The sequence below is a fragment of the Metabacillus schmidteae genome, assembly GCF_903166545.1.
GTDB classification, from domain to species: domain Bacteria; phylum Bacillota; class Bacilli; order Bacillales; family Bacillaceae; genus Metabacillus; species Metabacillus schmidteae.
In genome coordinates this window covers 4,094,072-4,108,527 of sequence record NZ_CAESCH010000001.1, presented here as the reverse complement: position 1 = coordinate 4,108,527, position 14,456 = coordinate 4,094,072, and the positions used below count along the sequence as shown (strand labels likewise).

The window sequence follows — 14,456 nt, the reverse complement described above, 5'->3', positions numbered from 1 at the left end:
TAGCTATTAAAGGGAGTGGGCTTAATGAGTAAAAGTAAAGTTATCGTCGTCGGAGGCGGTCTAGCTGGTTTGATGGCCACAATTAAAGCTGCCGAAGCGGGCGTTCAAGTAGATTTATTTTCATTAGTACCTGTTAAAAGATCACACTCGGTTTGTGCACAGGGTGGAATTAATGGGGCAGTTAATACAAAAGGTGAAGGAGATTCACCTTGGGAGCACTTTGATGACACAGTATATGGTGGGGACTTCTTAGCAAATCAACCACCTGTTAAAGCAATGGCTGAAGCAGCACCTGGGATCATTCATCTATTAGACCGAATGGGTGTAATGTTCAACCGTACTCCAGAAGGCTTACTAGATTTCAGACGTTTTGGAGGTACACAACATCACCGTACAGCTTTTGCCGGTGCAACGACTGGCCAGCAGTTACTATATGCTTTGGATGAACAAGTTAGACGCTATGAGGTAGCAGGTCTTGTAACGAAGTATGAAGGTTGGGAATTTTTAGGTGTAATCATAGATGATGATCAGGTTTGTCGTGGAATTACAGCACAAAACCTTACATCTATGCAAATTGAATCATTCCGATCTGATGCTGTTATTATGGCGACAGGCGGTCCTGGAATCATTTTTGGTAAATCTACTAACTCAGTAATTAATACAGGGTCAGCAGCATCAATTGTTTATCAACAAGGTGTTTATTATGCGAATGGTGAATTCATTCAAATCCATCCAACTGCAATTCCGGGAGATGATAAGCTGCGTTTAATGAGTGAATCTGCTCGTGGAGAAGGTGGACGAGTATGGACATATAAAGATGGAAAACCATGGTACTTTCTTGAAGAGAAATATCCAGCATACGGTAACCTTGTTCCGCGTGATATTGCAACACGTGAAATTTTCGATGTTTGTGTTGAACAAAAGCTAGGTATTAATGGTGAGAACATGGTATACCTAGATTTATCACATAAAGATCCAAAAGAACTTGATATTAAACTTGGTGGTATTATCGAAATCTATGAAAAATTCATGGGTGATGATCCGCGTAAAGTACCGATGAAAATCTTCCCTGCGGTTCATTATTCAATGGGTGGCCTGTGGGTTGATTATGATCAAATGACAAATATTCCTGGGCTTTTTGCTGCAGGTGAATGTGATTACTCAATGCATGGGGCTAACCGTTTAGGTGCTAACTCACTGCTATCAGCTATATACGGTGGGATGGTTGCCGGACCTAATGCTGTTAGATACATCAATGGCTTAGAAAAGAGTGCAGATGATTTATCTTCTACTCTGTTTGAAGGTCATGTTAAGCAGGAAGAAGAGAAGTGGAATAATATTATGAGCTTAGATGGTAACGAAAATGCTTATATTCTTCATAAGGAATTAGGAGAATGGATGACAGATAACGTTACGGTTGTTAGACATAATGATAAACTTCTAAAAACAGATGAAAAGATTCAAGAACTTATTGAAAGATTTGATAACATCAATATTAATGATACAGCTAAGTGGAGTAACCAGGGGGCGGCATTCACACGTCAACTAAAAAATATGCTTCAACTTTCTCGAGTTGTAACACTTGGAGCTTATAACCGTAACGAAAGTCGTGGAGCACATTATAAGCCTGAATTCCCTGATCGTAATGACGAGGAATTCTTAAAAACAACAATGGCTAAGTATTCAGGTGACCGTACTGCTCCTGAATTCCGCTATGACGATGTTGATGTTTCGTTAATCAAACCAAGAAAACGTGATTATTCAAAAAGCAAAAAGGGGGAAAACTAAATGAGTGAGAATAAAGTTGTTCATTTTATTATTACGCGACAAGAATCACCAGAAGCAGCCCCTTATCAGGAGAAGTTTGAAATTCCTTATCGTCCTAACATGAACGTTATTTCTGCGTTAATGGAAATCAGACGTAATCCTGTAAATGCTAATGGGAAACAAACAACACCGATCAACTGGGATATGAACTGCTTAGAGGAAGTATGTGGAGCATGTTCAATGGTGATTAATGGCAAGCCGCGTCAGTCATGTACAGCATTAGTCGACCAGCTTGAACAACCAATCCGCCTGGAGCCAATGCGTACATTCCCAGTGGTTCGTGATTTGCAAGTTGATCGTAAACGTATGTTTGACTCATTAAAGAAAGTAAAGGCATGGATTCCTGTAGATGGAACATATGATTTAGGACCTGGACCACGTATGCCTGAGAAAAAACGTCAATGGGCTTATGAACTTTCGAAGTGTATGACATGTGGCGTATGTTTGGAAGCATGTCCTAACGTAAATAGTAAATCTAACTTTATTGGACCAGCTCCACTATCTCAGGTCAGACTATTTAATGCACACCCAACTGGTGAAATGAATCGTTCTGAGCGATTAGAGGCAATTATGGGAGATGGTGGTTTAGCGAACTGTGGTAACTCTCAAAACTGTGTTCAATCATGTCCAAAGGGTATTCCTTTAACAACATCTATTGCAGCACTAAACCGAGATACAGCGATCCAATCTTTCCGTAATTTCTTCGGTAGCGACCAAGTATAAGAATTGAATGTATGAGACTGACTATTTAATAGTTAGTCTCTTTTTTTGTAAGGCGCTTTTTTAGAGCGCAACAACCATTGGTAAAACAAATTGAAAGGAAGATTGCAATGAAAAAAGTTTCCTTTATTGAAAACTTCAATGAAGAATATAAAAACAGTTTTTCTTTTTCACACCTAATAAAAATAAAATTTTCTGAAACAGATATGTTTGGACATATGAACAATACAGCTCCTTTTACATACTTTGAAGAAGGAAGGATAGAATTCTTCAAAAGCATTTGCTTGATGCAAAAATGGTTAAATACTGAAGGAGAAACAATTCCTGTTGTAGCAGATCTTCAATGTGAATACTTACACCAAGCGTACTTTGATGAAAGAATCACATTATATGTAAAAATCAACAGAGTCGGCACTTCATCTGTTGACCTGCATTATTTAGCGGTAAATGAACAGGGAGAGAGTCTTTTTGTAGGCCGAGGAGCAATTGTACAGATATCCAAGCATACAGGTAAAAGTGTTCCATGGTCAGAGAAGGAAAAAAGCATTCTTAATGGAGCAAAAGTCATGACTACATAAAAATGGACGTAGTCACTCATCTTTTCCGTATGGATTGTGTCACAGTGCTTCACGGTTTCACATAGTATATGTTGACTAAATATATACCCATCCGTTAGACCAGCTCTCACCTTAGCAAGGAGGGTTACAATACTTGAAAGAGAAAGAGTATCAATCAAAGCCACTACTCACGAAAAGAGAGAGAGAAGTATTCGAATTGTTAGTGCAAGATAAAACAACGAAAGAGATTGCTAGTGAACTCTTTATTAGTGAAAAAACGGTTCGAAATCATATCTCAAATGCGATGCAAAAGCTTGGTGTTAAGGGACGCTCTCAAGCGGTTGTTGAGCTCCTTCGAATGGGTGAACTCGAGCTCTAACAAATACCGGCTCTCCTTTTACAAGGAAGCCGGTTATTTTATTGCAAAACAGTACAATAAGAAAGGAGAATTATGCCTTTCTCCATTGATAACTAACGATTATCCCAAACTTTTCTAATTTGGTATTTTATAAAAGGACAAAAAATATCTAACTTGCAATTTATGAACAAAACTAGGAAAATATATATAATGCCAAGCAGAATGCGTAATAGAAAAAGGTAAGTGAGGGTGAAATGTGAACAGCATTAATCAAGCTAATAATCGAAAACAAACAATAGCTGATCTGGAAAAGGCGCTTCGTCATATATCCGGTATTATTAAACAAAAGGGTCGAGAAATATTAAATGACTATCAAATAACTCCTCCACAATTTGTTGCTCTACAATGGTTATGGGAAAATGGGGACTTAACAATTGGAGAACTTTCAACTAAAATGTTTTTAGCGTGCAGTACAACAACAGACTTAATTGACCGCATGGAGAAGAATAAGCTAGTGATTAGAGTAAAGGATCCCCAAGATCGAAGAGTGGTGAGAATCCACCTGTTAGCTGAGGGAGAACGTATTATTGAAGAAGTCATTCATAAACGGCAACATTACTTAAATGATATGATGATAAACTTCGATCAAGATGAATTGCATGTGTTAGAAAAGTCATTAATGAAACTACAACAAGAAATGAGTTAAGAATGAGGCGATGTTTTGAAAAGACCGATTGGTGTCATCGATTCTGGAGTTGGCGGACTAACTGTCGCAAAGGAAATCATGAGACAATTACCAAAAGAAGAGATCATCTATCTAGGTGATACAGCCCGCTGTCCCTACGGACCTCGTCCGGCTGAAGAAGTTCGAAAGTTTACATGGGAAATGACGAAATATCTCCTTGAAAATCATCACATTAAGATGCTGGTAATTGCTTGCAACACAGCAACAGCCATTGCTCTACAAGAAATTCAAGATACAGTGGATATCCCGGTTATTGGGGTTATTTTCCCTGGTGCCAGAACAGCTGTAAAGGTTACAAAAAATGACCATATCGGTGTTATTGGCACATTTAATACAATTAAAAGCTCTGCATATGAAACAGCACTTAAGACGTTAAATAATTGCCTTACTATTGAAAGTATGGCTTGTCCGAAGTTCGTCCCTTTAGTTGAAAGTGGAGAATATGAAGGGGAAGAAGCAATAGAAATCGTAGAGCAATCTCTTGCACCTTTTAAAAACAGCAAGATTGATACACTAATTCTAGGCTGTACTCATTATCCTATCCTTCAACCCCAAATAGAAGATTTTATGGGACAAGCTGTGAAAATAATCTGTTCAGGTGATGAAACAGCACGAGAGGTAAGTACAATTTTGTCCTTCAATAAAACACTTAATCAATCATCAGGCAAAAAACAGCATAAATTTTTGACAACCGGTTCAAAGCAGCTGTTTGAAAAAATAGCTTCAAAATGGTTTGAAAAACCGATTGAACATGTTGAATCCATTATATTAGATAATTTGAAGTAAAACGAAACGAAAAACACAGTGAGAAATTCACTGTGTTTTATTTATTTTTATCCTCTTTAGTAATAAGTTTGTACAAAAAGTCGGTCTAAATTAAAGAATAGCTCGTATACATAGTAGTACAAACTGCCTTTGGAGGGATTGAAATGTCTAAATACAACAAACAGATTGTAGTTACTGTACTTGCATCATCATTGCTCCTATCTGGTTGTGGATTGTTTAATGCAGAAGAAGCAGCAAAGGAAATCGATCCACCACAAGATGTCACGATTACAGAAGAAGGTTCTAAAGTAGAAACTGAAAATGGTGCTGAAGATGTGAAAGCTGACCAAGCTGAGGAGACGGTTACAAGTCAACTGTATTTAATTGATAAGAGTGGCTTTGTTGTCCCTCATTCAATGAATCTACCAAAAACAGATAGTGTTGCAAAACAATCGTTAGAATATTTGGTTGAGGGCGGTCCAGTATCTAATATGCTGCCGAATGGCTTTAGAGCTGTTTTGCCGGCTGATACACAAGTTCTTGGTGTAAATATTAAAGATGGAATAGCTGTTGCAGATTTTTCCAAGGAATTTAATAACTATAAAAAAGAGGATGAAGCAAAAATCCTACAAGCTATTACATGGACATTAACACAATTTGATAAAGTAGAAAAAGTGAAGATTTGGGTGAATGGACATGAACAGAAAGAAATGCCTGTTAATAGTACGCCAATTCAAGATGGTGTAAGTAGAGTAGATGGAATTAATCATGACTCGACTGATGTTGTTGATATAACAAATACAAAGCCATTGACAGTATACTATATGGCGGAATCGGATGGTCAACCTTATTATGTTCCTGTGACAAAGCGTATTAGCAATGATGAAACAGATCCGATCGTTTCTGCAGTTAAAGAACTAACAAAAGGTCCATCTCCTTCATTAGGATTAATGAGTGACTTCCAAGACGGTGTAGATTTATTAAGTGCACCAAAATATGAAGATGGAAAAGTAACACTTGATTTCAATGAATCTATTTACGGAAGCTTTGATGAAGAACAAAAAATTATTTCTTCAGACGTATTAAATGCATTAGTCTTAACATTAACAGAACAAGAAGGAATTGAAAGTGTAGCTGTGACTGTTAATGGAAAGGCAGAGCTAATTAATGAAAATGGAGAAAAACTAACAGAGCCTGTAACAAGACCGACTGAAGTGAATACAGGTAGTTTTTAATCACAGGTTTTTGATATACTATATACAGGGTATAGAGAGGTATGCTTTTGAAGAGCTACCTCTTATTTCTTGTTTACAAAAGTTTCATTGGAGGGAAAGAGATAAATGAGACATGATGAACGAAAAGCAGATCAATTAAGAAAAGTTGACATCATAAGGGACTTTGTCATACATCCTGAAGGCTCTGTATTAATCACTGTTGGTAACACTAAGGTTATTTGTAATGCAAGTGTCGAAGATCGTGTACCACCGTTTATGAGAGGCGAGGGAAAGGGATGGATTACCGCCGAATATTCTATGTTACCTCGAGCGACAGAACAAAGGACAATAAGAGAGTCGTCAAAAGGTAAAATTACAGGTCGTACAATGGAAATCCAACGTTTAATAGGGAGAGCATTAAGAGCGGTCGTAAACTTAACCGAGCTTGGTGAGAGAACAATTTGGATCGACTGTGACGTCATTCAAGCAGATGGTGGTACAAGAACAGCTTCTATTACGGGTGCGTATGTTGCAATGGTTATAGCGCTAGAAAAGCTTGTGAAGGCAGGAAAAATCAAATCACTACCTATAACAAGTTTTCTTGCAGCAGTATCGGTAGGTGTGGATTCTCAACATGGAGAAATACTAGACTTAAATTACATAGAAGACTCAAAGGCTTTAGTAGATATGAATGTAATCATGACTTCAACAGCTCAACTCGTTGAAGTTCAAGGAACTGGAGAAGAAGCAACATTCACTAGAACTGAATTAAACAGCATGTTAGATTTAGCTGAAAAAGGAATTAAAGCACTTATTGAACATCAGAAGGAAGTATTGGGAGATATTTCGCTGCTTATCGAGGAAAATGAAAAGAAGCAGGTTATGTCAAAGTGAAAAAAATAATTATTGCAACTAAAAATCAAGGAAAAGTAAAAGAATTTGAAGTTATGCTTGCACCTTTGGGGTATCATGTCCAATCTTTATTAGATTTTCCAAATTCAATTGATGTTGAAGAAACAGGTCAGACCTTCGAAGAAAATAGTATTCTAAAAGCAGAGGCTATCTCTAAGGAATATCAACAAATGACAATTGCGGATGATTCAGGATTAGAAGTTGACTACTTAAATGGTGAGCCGGGTGTCTACTCTGCAAGATATGCAGGTCCGCAAAAAGATGATCAGGCAAATATAGATGCAGTACTGACCAAGCTTGAGAATGCAGAGTTGAATGAGCGAAAGGCAAGGTTTGTCTGTGCATTAGCCATTTCAGTACCAGGACAACAAACTCAAACAGTAATTGGAACTTGTGAGGGGTATATTGCGAAAGAAAGAAAAGGTCAAGGTGGTTTTGGCTATGATCCTATCTTTTGTATTGATGATTCTGGTAAAACAATGGCTGAGTTAACAAAGGAAGAAAAAAATAAAATTAGCCATAGGGCCGATGCATTAAGAAAAATTAAAGATTTATTGAAATGAATCTAAACGGGGCGTAGGTAGATGAAGATCTTAATAATGAGTGACAGCCATGGATTAACTTCAGAAATTGTAGACATAAAAAATAGACATCAAGAGGAAGTTGACCTGATGTTACACTGTGGTGATTCAGAGTTATCAAATGAGAGTGATGAATTAAGTGGATTTATAGGTGTAAAAGGGAATTGTGATTTTGGCTCAAGATTACCAAATGAAATTATTGAAGATTTGCAAGGTACTACTCTTTATATGACACATGGGCATTTATACAATGTAAAGATGTCTCTCATGAGTTTAAAATATCGAGCAATTGAAACGAACGCAAAAATCGCCTGTTATGGACATTCACATATTGCTGGTGCTGAGTTGATTGATGGAGTATTACTTATAAACCCTGGCAGTATTAGACTTCCTGTACTGCGAAGACAGAAGACATATGCTATACTTGAATTAGAACAGAACCGTGCAAATGTTACTTTCTTTGAAGTGAATGGTCAAATTATTAATGAGCTTTCTAAAGAGTTTATATTAAAGTGAGGGAGAATTTTCTCCCTCCTCTAAAAAAATAAGAAAAACTATTGACTTTTATGATTGTGAGAAATATAATAATAAATGTCGCTGCCACTTAATATAAAGGCTTTTGACAAACGTATTAATCCAATGTCCCAGTAGCTCAGCAGGATAGAGCAACGGCCTTCTAAGCCGTCGGTCGGGAGTTCGAATCTCTCCTGGGACGCCATCTATTACATATTAACGTCTTTTATCTTAATTTGATAAAAGGCGTTTTTTACTTTTTTTAAGAAGCTTCTAAAAAAAAGTAAAAAACGCCTTTCTGTTTCATAAACCCTCTAAAGTATGGTTATTTAGAAAACGAAAACTGCCTTTATGAAAGAATGTATTGATGTTTGTTTTCATTCTTGTTAGGGAAATAAAATGAAGATTGAATTATATAGGGAGTGATAGTCGTTTGTTTTTTGATACATGGAAGGATATTTTAAGGATAGCTGTAATGGCATTAACCATCTATCCTGCTCTTATTTTCATTCTTAGAATTTCAGGCAAGCGTACGTTATCGAAGATGAACATGTTTGATTTAGTGGTAACTGTAGCGCTAGGTTCTACTGTGGCTACCATTTTGTTGACTCCAGCACTTTCATTCTGGGAAGGCATTACGGCCCTTTTCTCACTGATATTCTTGCAATATGCAGTTGCCTGGCTTCAAGTTAGGTCAAACAAATTTACGGCGATTGTTAAAGGAGAGCCGCAGTTGCTTTTTTTTAATGGCGTTTATTTAGAAAGTGCCTTGAAAGCCGAACGGGTAAAAGCTGATGAAGTAAGACAGGCAGTGCGTACAAGCGGAAGTGCGTCAATGGAAGATGTCGAGGCTGTCGTCCTTGAAACAGATGGTTCGATATCTGTTATAAAAAAAAATGATCAAAAAGGGAAAAAGACAGCGCTAGAAGATGTAAATGGTATGGACAAATTTCAATGAGAAGGATTCTTGTTGAAATTTGACCCTTAAAGGCATTCGATTATTTTTTCCGATATATGAAAAGGCAGGGAAGAGAAGGTGGATGTGGAATATAATTAGTTATAGGTGGAAATAAGTCATTCGCTCTAAGTTCGAAAAGCTAACCAACTTACCTAAAACCTGCAAACTTCACTAAAAAAACGTGTTAGGTTATCTAACGTTTTTGTTTCACTTACATTAAAAGCATTGTAATATGTACTTAAGTAACACAAATGAAAATTCCTCTTTTAAAAATCTTACAGAGAAACTCCTTCACAAACAAAATTCCGAATATGTCGATTTTTAAAAAATTTATACTTTTTTTTAAAAATAGCCTTTCCAATTATACCAACGATGTAAGCGTATACAAATAATTCAAGTAATCTAAATTATCAAATAATTCTTGAAACACTGTTGACACTTGGATTTATTGAGCGTAATATAAGTTCAAATAAAAGTTACACGAACATTTTAAAAAGTATAGAAAATTCAAATTTATTTTCTAAACTTCCTTTACAAATATAATGTTCAGTGGTCTGATTTTTGAACTTTTTTAAGAAAGGCGTGCTCTTATGGGTGACCAGTGGATATTTCTAAATGATGATTTTGTAAAGAAAGAAGATGCAAAAATATCAGTTTATGATCACGGTTTTTTATACGGTGATGGAGTATTCGAAGGTATTCGGGTTTACAGTGGGAATATTTTTAGGATGAAGGAGCATATGGATCGATTATATCAATCGGCAAAATCAATTATGCTAACCATTCCCTACTCCCAGGAAGAATTAACTGAATTAGTCGTTGAAACTGTAAAAAAGAACGGTTTAAGCGATGCGTACATTCGATTAGTTGTTTCAAGAGGAACTGGTGACCTTGGATTAGATCCATATAATTGTAAACGGGCAAATACAGTCATTATCGTTGAACCTCTATCGATCTTTCCTAAGCATTTGTATGAAACAGGGATTGATATCGTGACAGTTGCAACGAGAAGAAACAGACCAGATGTATTAAGTCCAAAAGTAAAATCGCTAAATTATTTAAACAATGTGTTAGTTAAAATCGAAGCACATTTAGCCAATGTGAGTGAAGCTTTAATGCTGAATGATCAAGGTTATGTTGCAGAAGGTTCTGCTGACAATATATTTATCTTGAAAAATGGGAAGTTATTAACTCCCCCTGGATATATAGGAGCTCTAGAAGGCATTACAAGAAATGCCATTATTGATATAGCTACTGAATTGGGTTATGAAGTACGTGAGGAGCCATTTACTCGTCACGATGTATATACAGCCGAAGAGGTTTTCTTAACCGGTACTGCGGCAGAGGTCATAGCAGTTGTTAAAGTAGATGGACGCACGATAGGAACCGGTGTCCCAGGTGAGGAAACGAAGAAGCTTTTAGGAGCTTTTCGTAAGAAAGTTGTTGAAGAGGGCGTTAAGGTAGAAAATATACCTGAAAGTCTTCATGTAAGCTAATGATTTGCATATAGTAAAACGGTGAAGAGGAAAAGTAGTTTTTGGTAAAGTATCTACAGAGAACCGGGGTAGCTGGAAGCCGGTGATATTCCCAAAGATGAACTCGCCTCTGAGTGTTAATCTGAACATTAGTAGGATTAACCGAGTCCCATTCTTCGGTACTCGTTATCAAAGTGAACAGGTGATCTGTTCGTAAGGTGGTCAGGTTATGACCATGAAGAAGGGTGGTACCGCGAAAATGTTTCTTAACCTTTTCGCCCCTTTGGCACACAATTTTTATGTGGAGTCTTATGAGGGGTGGGAAGGTTTTTTATATGCTGAATAAATTGAATTTTTGTAAAAAACATAAAGGCTAAACTTACGCCAAGAAAGGGAGGAAAGAAAATGAGTACAAATGTACAGTTGAACAGTTCAACTGCCAAATGTACAAACACAATGTCGGGGTCCCAAATGCTTATCGAATCTTTAAAGAAGGAAAAGGTTGAAGTTATTTTTGGGTATCCCGGTGGTGCTGTATTACCGATCTATGACAGCTTGTATGATTCTGGTTTATTTCATGTTCTATCACGCCATGAGCAAGGTGGTATCCATGCTGCAGAAGGGTATGCACGAGTTTCAGGAAAACCTGGAGTTGTCATAGCAACATCCGGACCTGGTGCTACCAATCTAGTTACCGGACTGGCGGATGCGATGATTGATTCACTTCCATTAGTTGTTTTTACAGGGCAGGTTGCATCATCTGTGATTGGATCCGATGCCTTCCAGGAAGCGGATATATTGGGAATTACAACTCCAATCACAAAGCATAATTACCAAGTACGTGAAGTGAATGATCTTCCAAGGATTGTCAAAGAAGCTTTTCATATTGCAACTACAGGAAGACCAGGTCCAGTTTTAATAGATATTCCTAAAGATATCGCAACGATTGAAGGAGATTTCTCCTATGATATGGAAGTGAATCTTCCAGGATATCAACCAACTAGTGAACCGAATTACCTACAAATTCGTAAATTAGTAGAGGCAGTAAGTAGAGCGAAAAAGCCCGTTATTTTGGCAGGTGCGGGTGTGCTACATGCAAGCGGACATGAGGAATTAAGATTATATGCGGAACAACAACAAATTCCTGTTGCGAATACATTATTAGGATTAGGCGGTTTTCCTTCTGATCATCCACTGTTTTTAGGGATGGCAGGTATGCACGGAACCTATACATCGAATATGGCAATTTACGACTGCGACTTATTGATCAGTGTTGGTGCTAGATTTGATGACCGTGTAACAGGTAATCTTCAACATTTTGCGAAAAAAGCAACAATCGCTCATATTGATATTGATCCAGCTGAAATTGGTAAAAATGTTCCTACACAAATTCCAATTGTGGGAGACGCTAAATTAGTTCTTCAACAATTATTGAAACAAGATGGGAAACAAGGTGATAACAAAGAGTGGAATGAACAGTTGGCATCTAATAAGAAAGAATATCCACTTGTTTATAAAGAAAGTGATACCGAATTAAAGCCGCAAAATATTTTAGAGCTTATCCACAAATGGACGAATGGAGAAGCAATTGTAACGACTGATGTTGGCCAACATCAAATGTGGGCAGCACAATACTATAATTTTAATAATCCGAATCGATGGGTTACATCTGGTGGACTTGGAACAATGGGCTTCGGCTTACCGTCGGCAATTGGTGCTCAACTTGCAGACCGTAACTCAACAGTTATTGCTGTTTTAGGTGATGGTGGATTCCAAATGACCCTTCAGGAATTAGGGGTTATTCATGAACTAAACCTGCCAATTAAAGTCGTTATTTTGAATAATGGTGCTCTTGGAATGGTAAGGCAGTGGCAAGAAATCTTCTACGAAGAACGTTATTCACATTCTAAATTTGTCACACAGCCGGATTTTGTAAAGCTATCTGAAGCTTATTCAATTAACAGTGTACGCATTGTAAATGAAGAAGGTTGGGAAGAAAAGTTAAAGGCTGCAATTTTATCAGATGAGCCTGTATTACTTGATATCCACGTAAGTAAAGATGAAAATGTGTATCCTATGGTTGCTCCAGGTAAAGGGCTGCATGAAATGGTAGGTGTTAAGTTATGAAAAGAATCCTCTCATTAACGGTTTTAAACCAAACTGGGGTATTAAATAGAATTACAGGATTGTTCACGAAAAGGCATTACAATATTGAAAGTATAACAGTAGGTCATGCTGAAACAGAAGGAGTTTCAAGGATGACAGTTGTTGTAAATGTTCAAGAGGAAAAAGAAGTAGAGCAAATCACAAAGCAATTAAATAAGCAAATAGATGTACTAAAGGTAACAGATATTACTTCACATTCCCTTGTTTCACGGGAATTGGCATTAATAAAAGTGATGTCAACACCTGCTACAAGAATGGAAGTTCAAGGACTTATTCAGCCATTTAGAGCAACGGTTATTGATGTAAGTCGAGAAAGTGTTGTTGTGCAAGTAACTGGTGAGCCTGAGAAAATTGAAGTCCTTATCGATTTATTAAGACCTTATGGCATTAAAGAAATTGCGCGTACCGGTACTACTGCATTTACTCGCGGTACGCAAAGAGCAACAAAAGAAGTTCCTATCTCAATTGTTTAATTCGTTTGCAATCTTGCCTGATAAAGCCAGGTTAAAAGATTCATATATAGTAAGAAACCTAATTTAATTCTAAAAAGATTTGAAGGAGAGAGTATAAAATGACAAAAGTATATTATAACGGTGACGTAAACGAAGCAGCATTACAAGGGAAAAAGGTAGCAATCATTGGATATGGATCACAAGGTCATGCACATGCACTTAATTTAAAGGAAAGCGGAGTTGACGTAGTAGTTGGTGTACGTCAAGGTGGATCTTTCAATAAAGCAGTTGAAGACGGACATCATGTAGTTTCTGTTGCAGAAGCTGCAGAGCTTGGCGATTTAGTAATGGTATTACTTCCAGATGAGCAACAAGCAAAAGTATATCAAGAAGAAATCAAACCAGGTTTAGAAGCAGGAAACTCATTAGTATTTGCACACGGATTTAACGTACATTTCAGCCAAATCGTACCACCAGCTGATGTTGATGTATTCCTAGTAGCTCCTAAAGGACCAGGTCACTTAGTAAGAAGAACATATGAAGAAGGTGCCGGAGTACCTGCATTATTTGCAATCTACCAAGATGTAACTGGTCAAGCGAAAGATAAAGCATTAGCTTATGCTAAAGGTGTTGGATCAGCACGTGCTGGTGTATTAGAAACAACATTTAAAGAAGAAACAGAAACAGATCTATTCGGTGAGCAAGCAGTACTTTGTGGTGGATTAACTTCACTTGTAAAAGCTGGATTTGAAACACTAGTTGAAGCAGGTTACCAACCGGAAGTAGCATACTTTGAGTGTCTACATGAATTAAAATTAATCGTAGACTTAATGTATGAAGATGGTATGGCTGGAATGAGATATTCAATTTCTGATACAGCACAATGGGGTGACTTCGTTTCAGGACCACGCGTTGTAGATAGCAGCTCAAAAGAAGCGATGAAAGAAGTTCTTAAAGACATCCAAACTGGTAAATTTGCAAAAGAATGGATCCTTGAAAACCAAGCAAACCGTCCACAATTTAATGCAATTAATAACAATGAAAATGAGCACCAAATCGAAGTTGTAGGTAAAAAATTACGTGCTATGATGCCGTTTGTAAAGTCTAAACAAAAACAAAAAGAAACAGTGAGTGCAAAAAATTAATTTGATATAACACTCCGTGGTAGTGAGCAATCTCCAGTTGTAAATCTTATTGTGAATGAAAAGCTGGA

The 14,456-nt window shown here is 37.1% G+C and carries 15 protein-coding genes, 1 tRNA gene and 1 other annotated feature; all 16 genes read left to right on the top strand.

Annotation, left to right across the window (positions count from 1 at the left end; all coding sequences use genetic code 11):
• Positions 1-24 precede the first annotated feature (24 nt).
• The 16 genes from sdhA (at position 25) to ilvC (ending at position 14,388) form a co-directional block, all read left to right on the top strand.
• A complete protein-coding gene (gene sdhA, locus HWV59_RS20165) occupies positions 25-1,788 on the top strand; it encodes a succinate dehydrogenase flavoprotein subunit (protein WP_102230749.1) in 1,764 nt (587 codons plus the stop codon).
• The gene (gene sdhB, locus HWV59_RS20160; protein WP_175639864.1) at positions 1,789-2,550 is read left to right on the top strand and encodes a succinate dehydrogenase iron-sulfur subunit; all 762 of its coding nucleotides are present in this window, start codon (positions 1,789-1,791) and stop codon (positions 2,548-2,550) included.
• 107 nt (positions 2,551-2,657) lie between these two features.
• Positions 2,658-3,125, top strand: a complete 468-nt coding sequence (locus tag HWV59_RS20155; protein ID WP_102230751.1) for an acyl-CoA thioesterase — start codon at positions 2,658-2,660, stop codon at positions 3,123-3,125.
• Positions 3,126-3,258: 133 nt separating this feature from the next.
• Positions 3,259-3,483, top strand: coding sequence for a spore germination transcription factor GerE (gene gerE, locus HWV59_RS20150; RefSeq protein WP_020060005.1), 225 nt, complete (start codon positions 3,259-3,261; stop codon positions 3,481-3,483).
• Between the two features lie 274 nt (positions 3,484-3,757).
• On the top strand, positions 3,758-4,168 hold the full coding sequence (locus tag HWV59_RS20145; protein WP_175640123.1) for a MarR family winged helix-turn-helix transcriptional regulator: 411 nt from the start codon (positions 3,758-3,760) through the stop codon (positions 4,166-4,168).
• A gap of 15 nt (positions 4,169-4,183) precedes the next feature.
• The gene (gene racE / locus HWV59_RS20140; protein WP_102230752.1) at positions 4,184-4,993 is read left to right on the top strand and encodes a glutamate racemase; all 810 of its coding nucleotides are present in this window, start codon (positions 4,184-4,186) and stop codon (positions 4,991-4,993) included.
• 143 nt (positions 4,994-5,136) lie between these two features.
• Entirely contained in the window at positions 5,137-6,207 is a 1,071-nt protein-coding gene (locus HWV59_RS20135; RefSeq protein WP_102230753.1) for a GerMN domain-containing protein, read from the top strand.
• A 105-nt stretch (positions 6,208-6,312) separates the two neighbouring features.
• Positions 6,313-7,080, top strand: coding sequence for a ribonuclease PH (gene rph / locus HWV59_RS20130; protein ID WP_102230754.1), 768 nt, complete (start codon positions 6,313-6,315; stop codon positions 7,078-7,080).
• Complete coding sequence (locus tag HWV59_RS20125; RefSeq protein ID WP_175639863.1) at positions 7,077-7,661, top strand: XTP/dITP diphosphatase; 585 nt, start codon at positions 7,077-7,079, stop codon at positions 7,659-7,661. The genes rph and HWV59_RS20125 overlap by 4 nt, the downstream gene beginning before the upstream one ends.
• 21 nt (positions 7,662-7,682) lie before the next feature.
• Complete coding sequence (locus tag HWV59_RS20120; protein ID WP_102230756.1) at positions 7,683-8,195, top strand: metallophosphoesterase family protein; 513 nt, start codon at positions 7,683-7,685, stop codon at positions 8,193-8,195.
• 125 nt (positions 8,196-8,320) lie between these two features.
• Positions 8,321-8,397 (top strand) — tRNA-Arg (locus HWV59_RS20115).
• Between the two features lie 228 nt (positions 8,398-8,625).
• Entirely contained in the window at positions 8,626-9,150 is a 525-nt protein-coding gene (locus tag HWV59_RS20110) for a DUF421 domain-containing protein (RefSeq protein ID WP_175639862.1), read from the top strand.
• 590 nt (positions 9,151-9,740) lie between these two features.
• On the top strand, positions 9,741-10,646 hold the full coding sequence (gene ilvE, locus HWV59_RS20105) for a branched-chain-amino-acid transaminase (RefSeq protein WP_102230764.1): 906 nt from the start codon (positions 9,741-9,743) through the stop codon (positions 10,644-10,646).
• 12 nt (positions 10,647-10,658) lie between these two features.
• Positions 10,659-10,911, top strand: a binding site (T-box leader).
• 119 nt (positions 10,912-11,030) lie between these two features.
• Positions 11,031-12,752 (top strand): acetolactate synthase large subunit, encoded by a 1,722-nt coding sequence (gene ilvB, locus HWV59_RS20100; RefSeq protein WP_102230765.1) that lies wholly within the window; start codon positions 11,031-11,033, stop codon positions 12,750-12,752.
• Positions 12,749-13,264: an acetolactate synthase small subunit gene (gene ilvN / locus HWV59_RS20095; protein WP_102230766.1), complete on the top strand. Its 516-nt coding sequence runs from the start codon at positions 12,749-12,751 to the stop codon at positions 13,262-13,264. Before ilvB ends, ilvN begins: the two co-directional genes overlap by 4 nt.
• 98 nt (positions 13,265-13,362) lie before the next feature.
• Positions 13,363-14,388, top strand: a complete 1,026-nt coding sequence (gene ilvC / locus HWV59_RS20090; protein WP_102230767.1) for a ketol-acid reductoisomerase — start codon at positions 13,363-13,365, stop codon at positions 14,386-14,388.
• Positions 14,389-14,456: the final 68 nt, after the last annotated feature.

Excerpts from the sequence above, each read along its gene's own strand:
- rph (WP_102230754.1), top strand. The coding sequence starts at position 6,313 with ATGAGACATGATGAACGAAAAGCAGATCAATTAAGAAAAGTTGACATC.
- sdhA (WP_102230749.1), top strand. The coding sequence starts at position 25 with ATGAGTAAAAGTAAAGTTATCGTCGTCGGAGGCGGTCTAGCTGGTTTG.
- HWV59_RS20120 (WP_102230756.1), top strand. The coding sequence starts at position 7,683 with ATGAAGATCTTAATAATGAGTGACAGCCATGGATTAACTTCAGAAATT.
- ilvN (WP_102230766.1), top strand. The coding sequence starts at position 12,749 with ATGAAAAGAATCCTCTCATTAACGGTTTTAAACCAAACTGGGGTATTA.
- HWV59_RS20135 (WP_102230753.1), top strand. The coding sequence starts at position 5,137 with ATGTCTAAATACAACAAACAGATTGTAGTTACTGTACTTGCATCATCA.
- sdhB (WP_175639864.1), top strand. The coding sequence starts at position 1,789 with ATGAGTGAGAATAAAGTTGTTCATTTTATTATTACGCGACAAGAATCA.
- HWV59_RS20155 (WP_102230751.1), top strand. The coding sequence starts at position 2,658 with ATGAAAAAAGTTTCCTTTATTGAAAACTTCAATGAAGAATATAAAAAC.
- ilvB (WP_102230765.1), top strand. The coding sequence starts at position 11,031 with ATGAGTACAAATGTACAGTTGAACAGTTCAACTGCCAAATGTACAAAC.
- ilvC (WP_102230767.1), top strand. The coding sequence starts at position 13,363 with ATGACAAAAGTATATTATAACGGTGACGTAAACGAAGCAGCATTACAA.
- ilvE (WP_102230764.1), top strand. The coding sequence starts at position 9,741 with ATGGGTGACCAGTGGATATTTCTAAATGATGATTTTGTAAAGAAAGAA.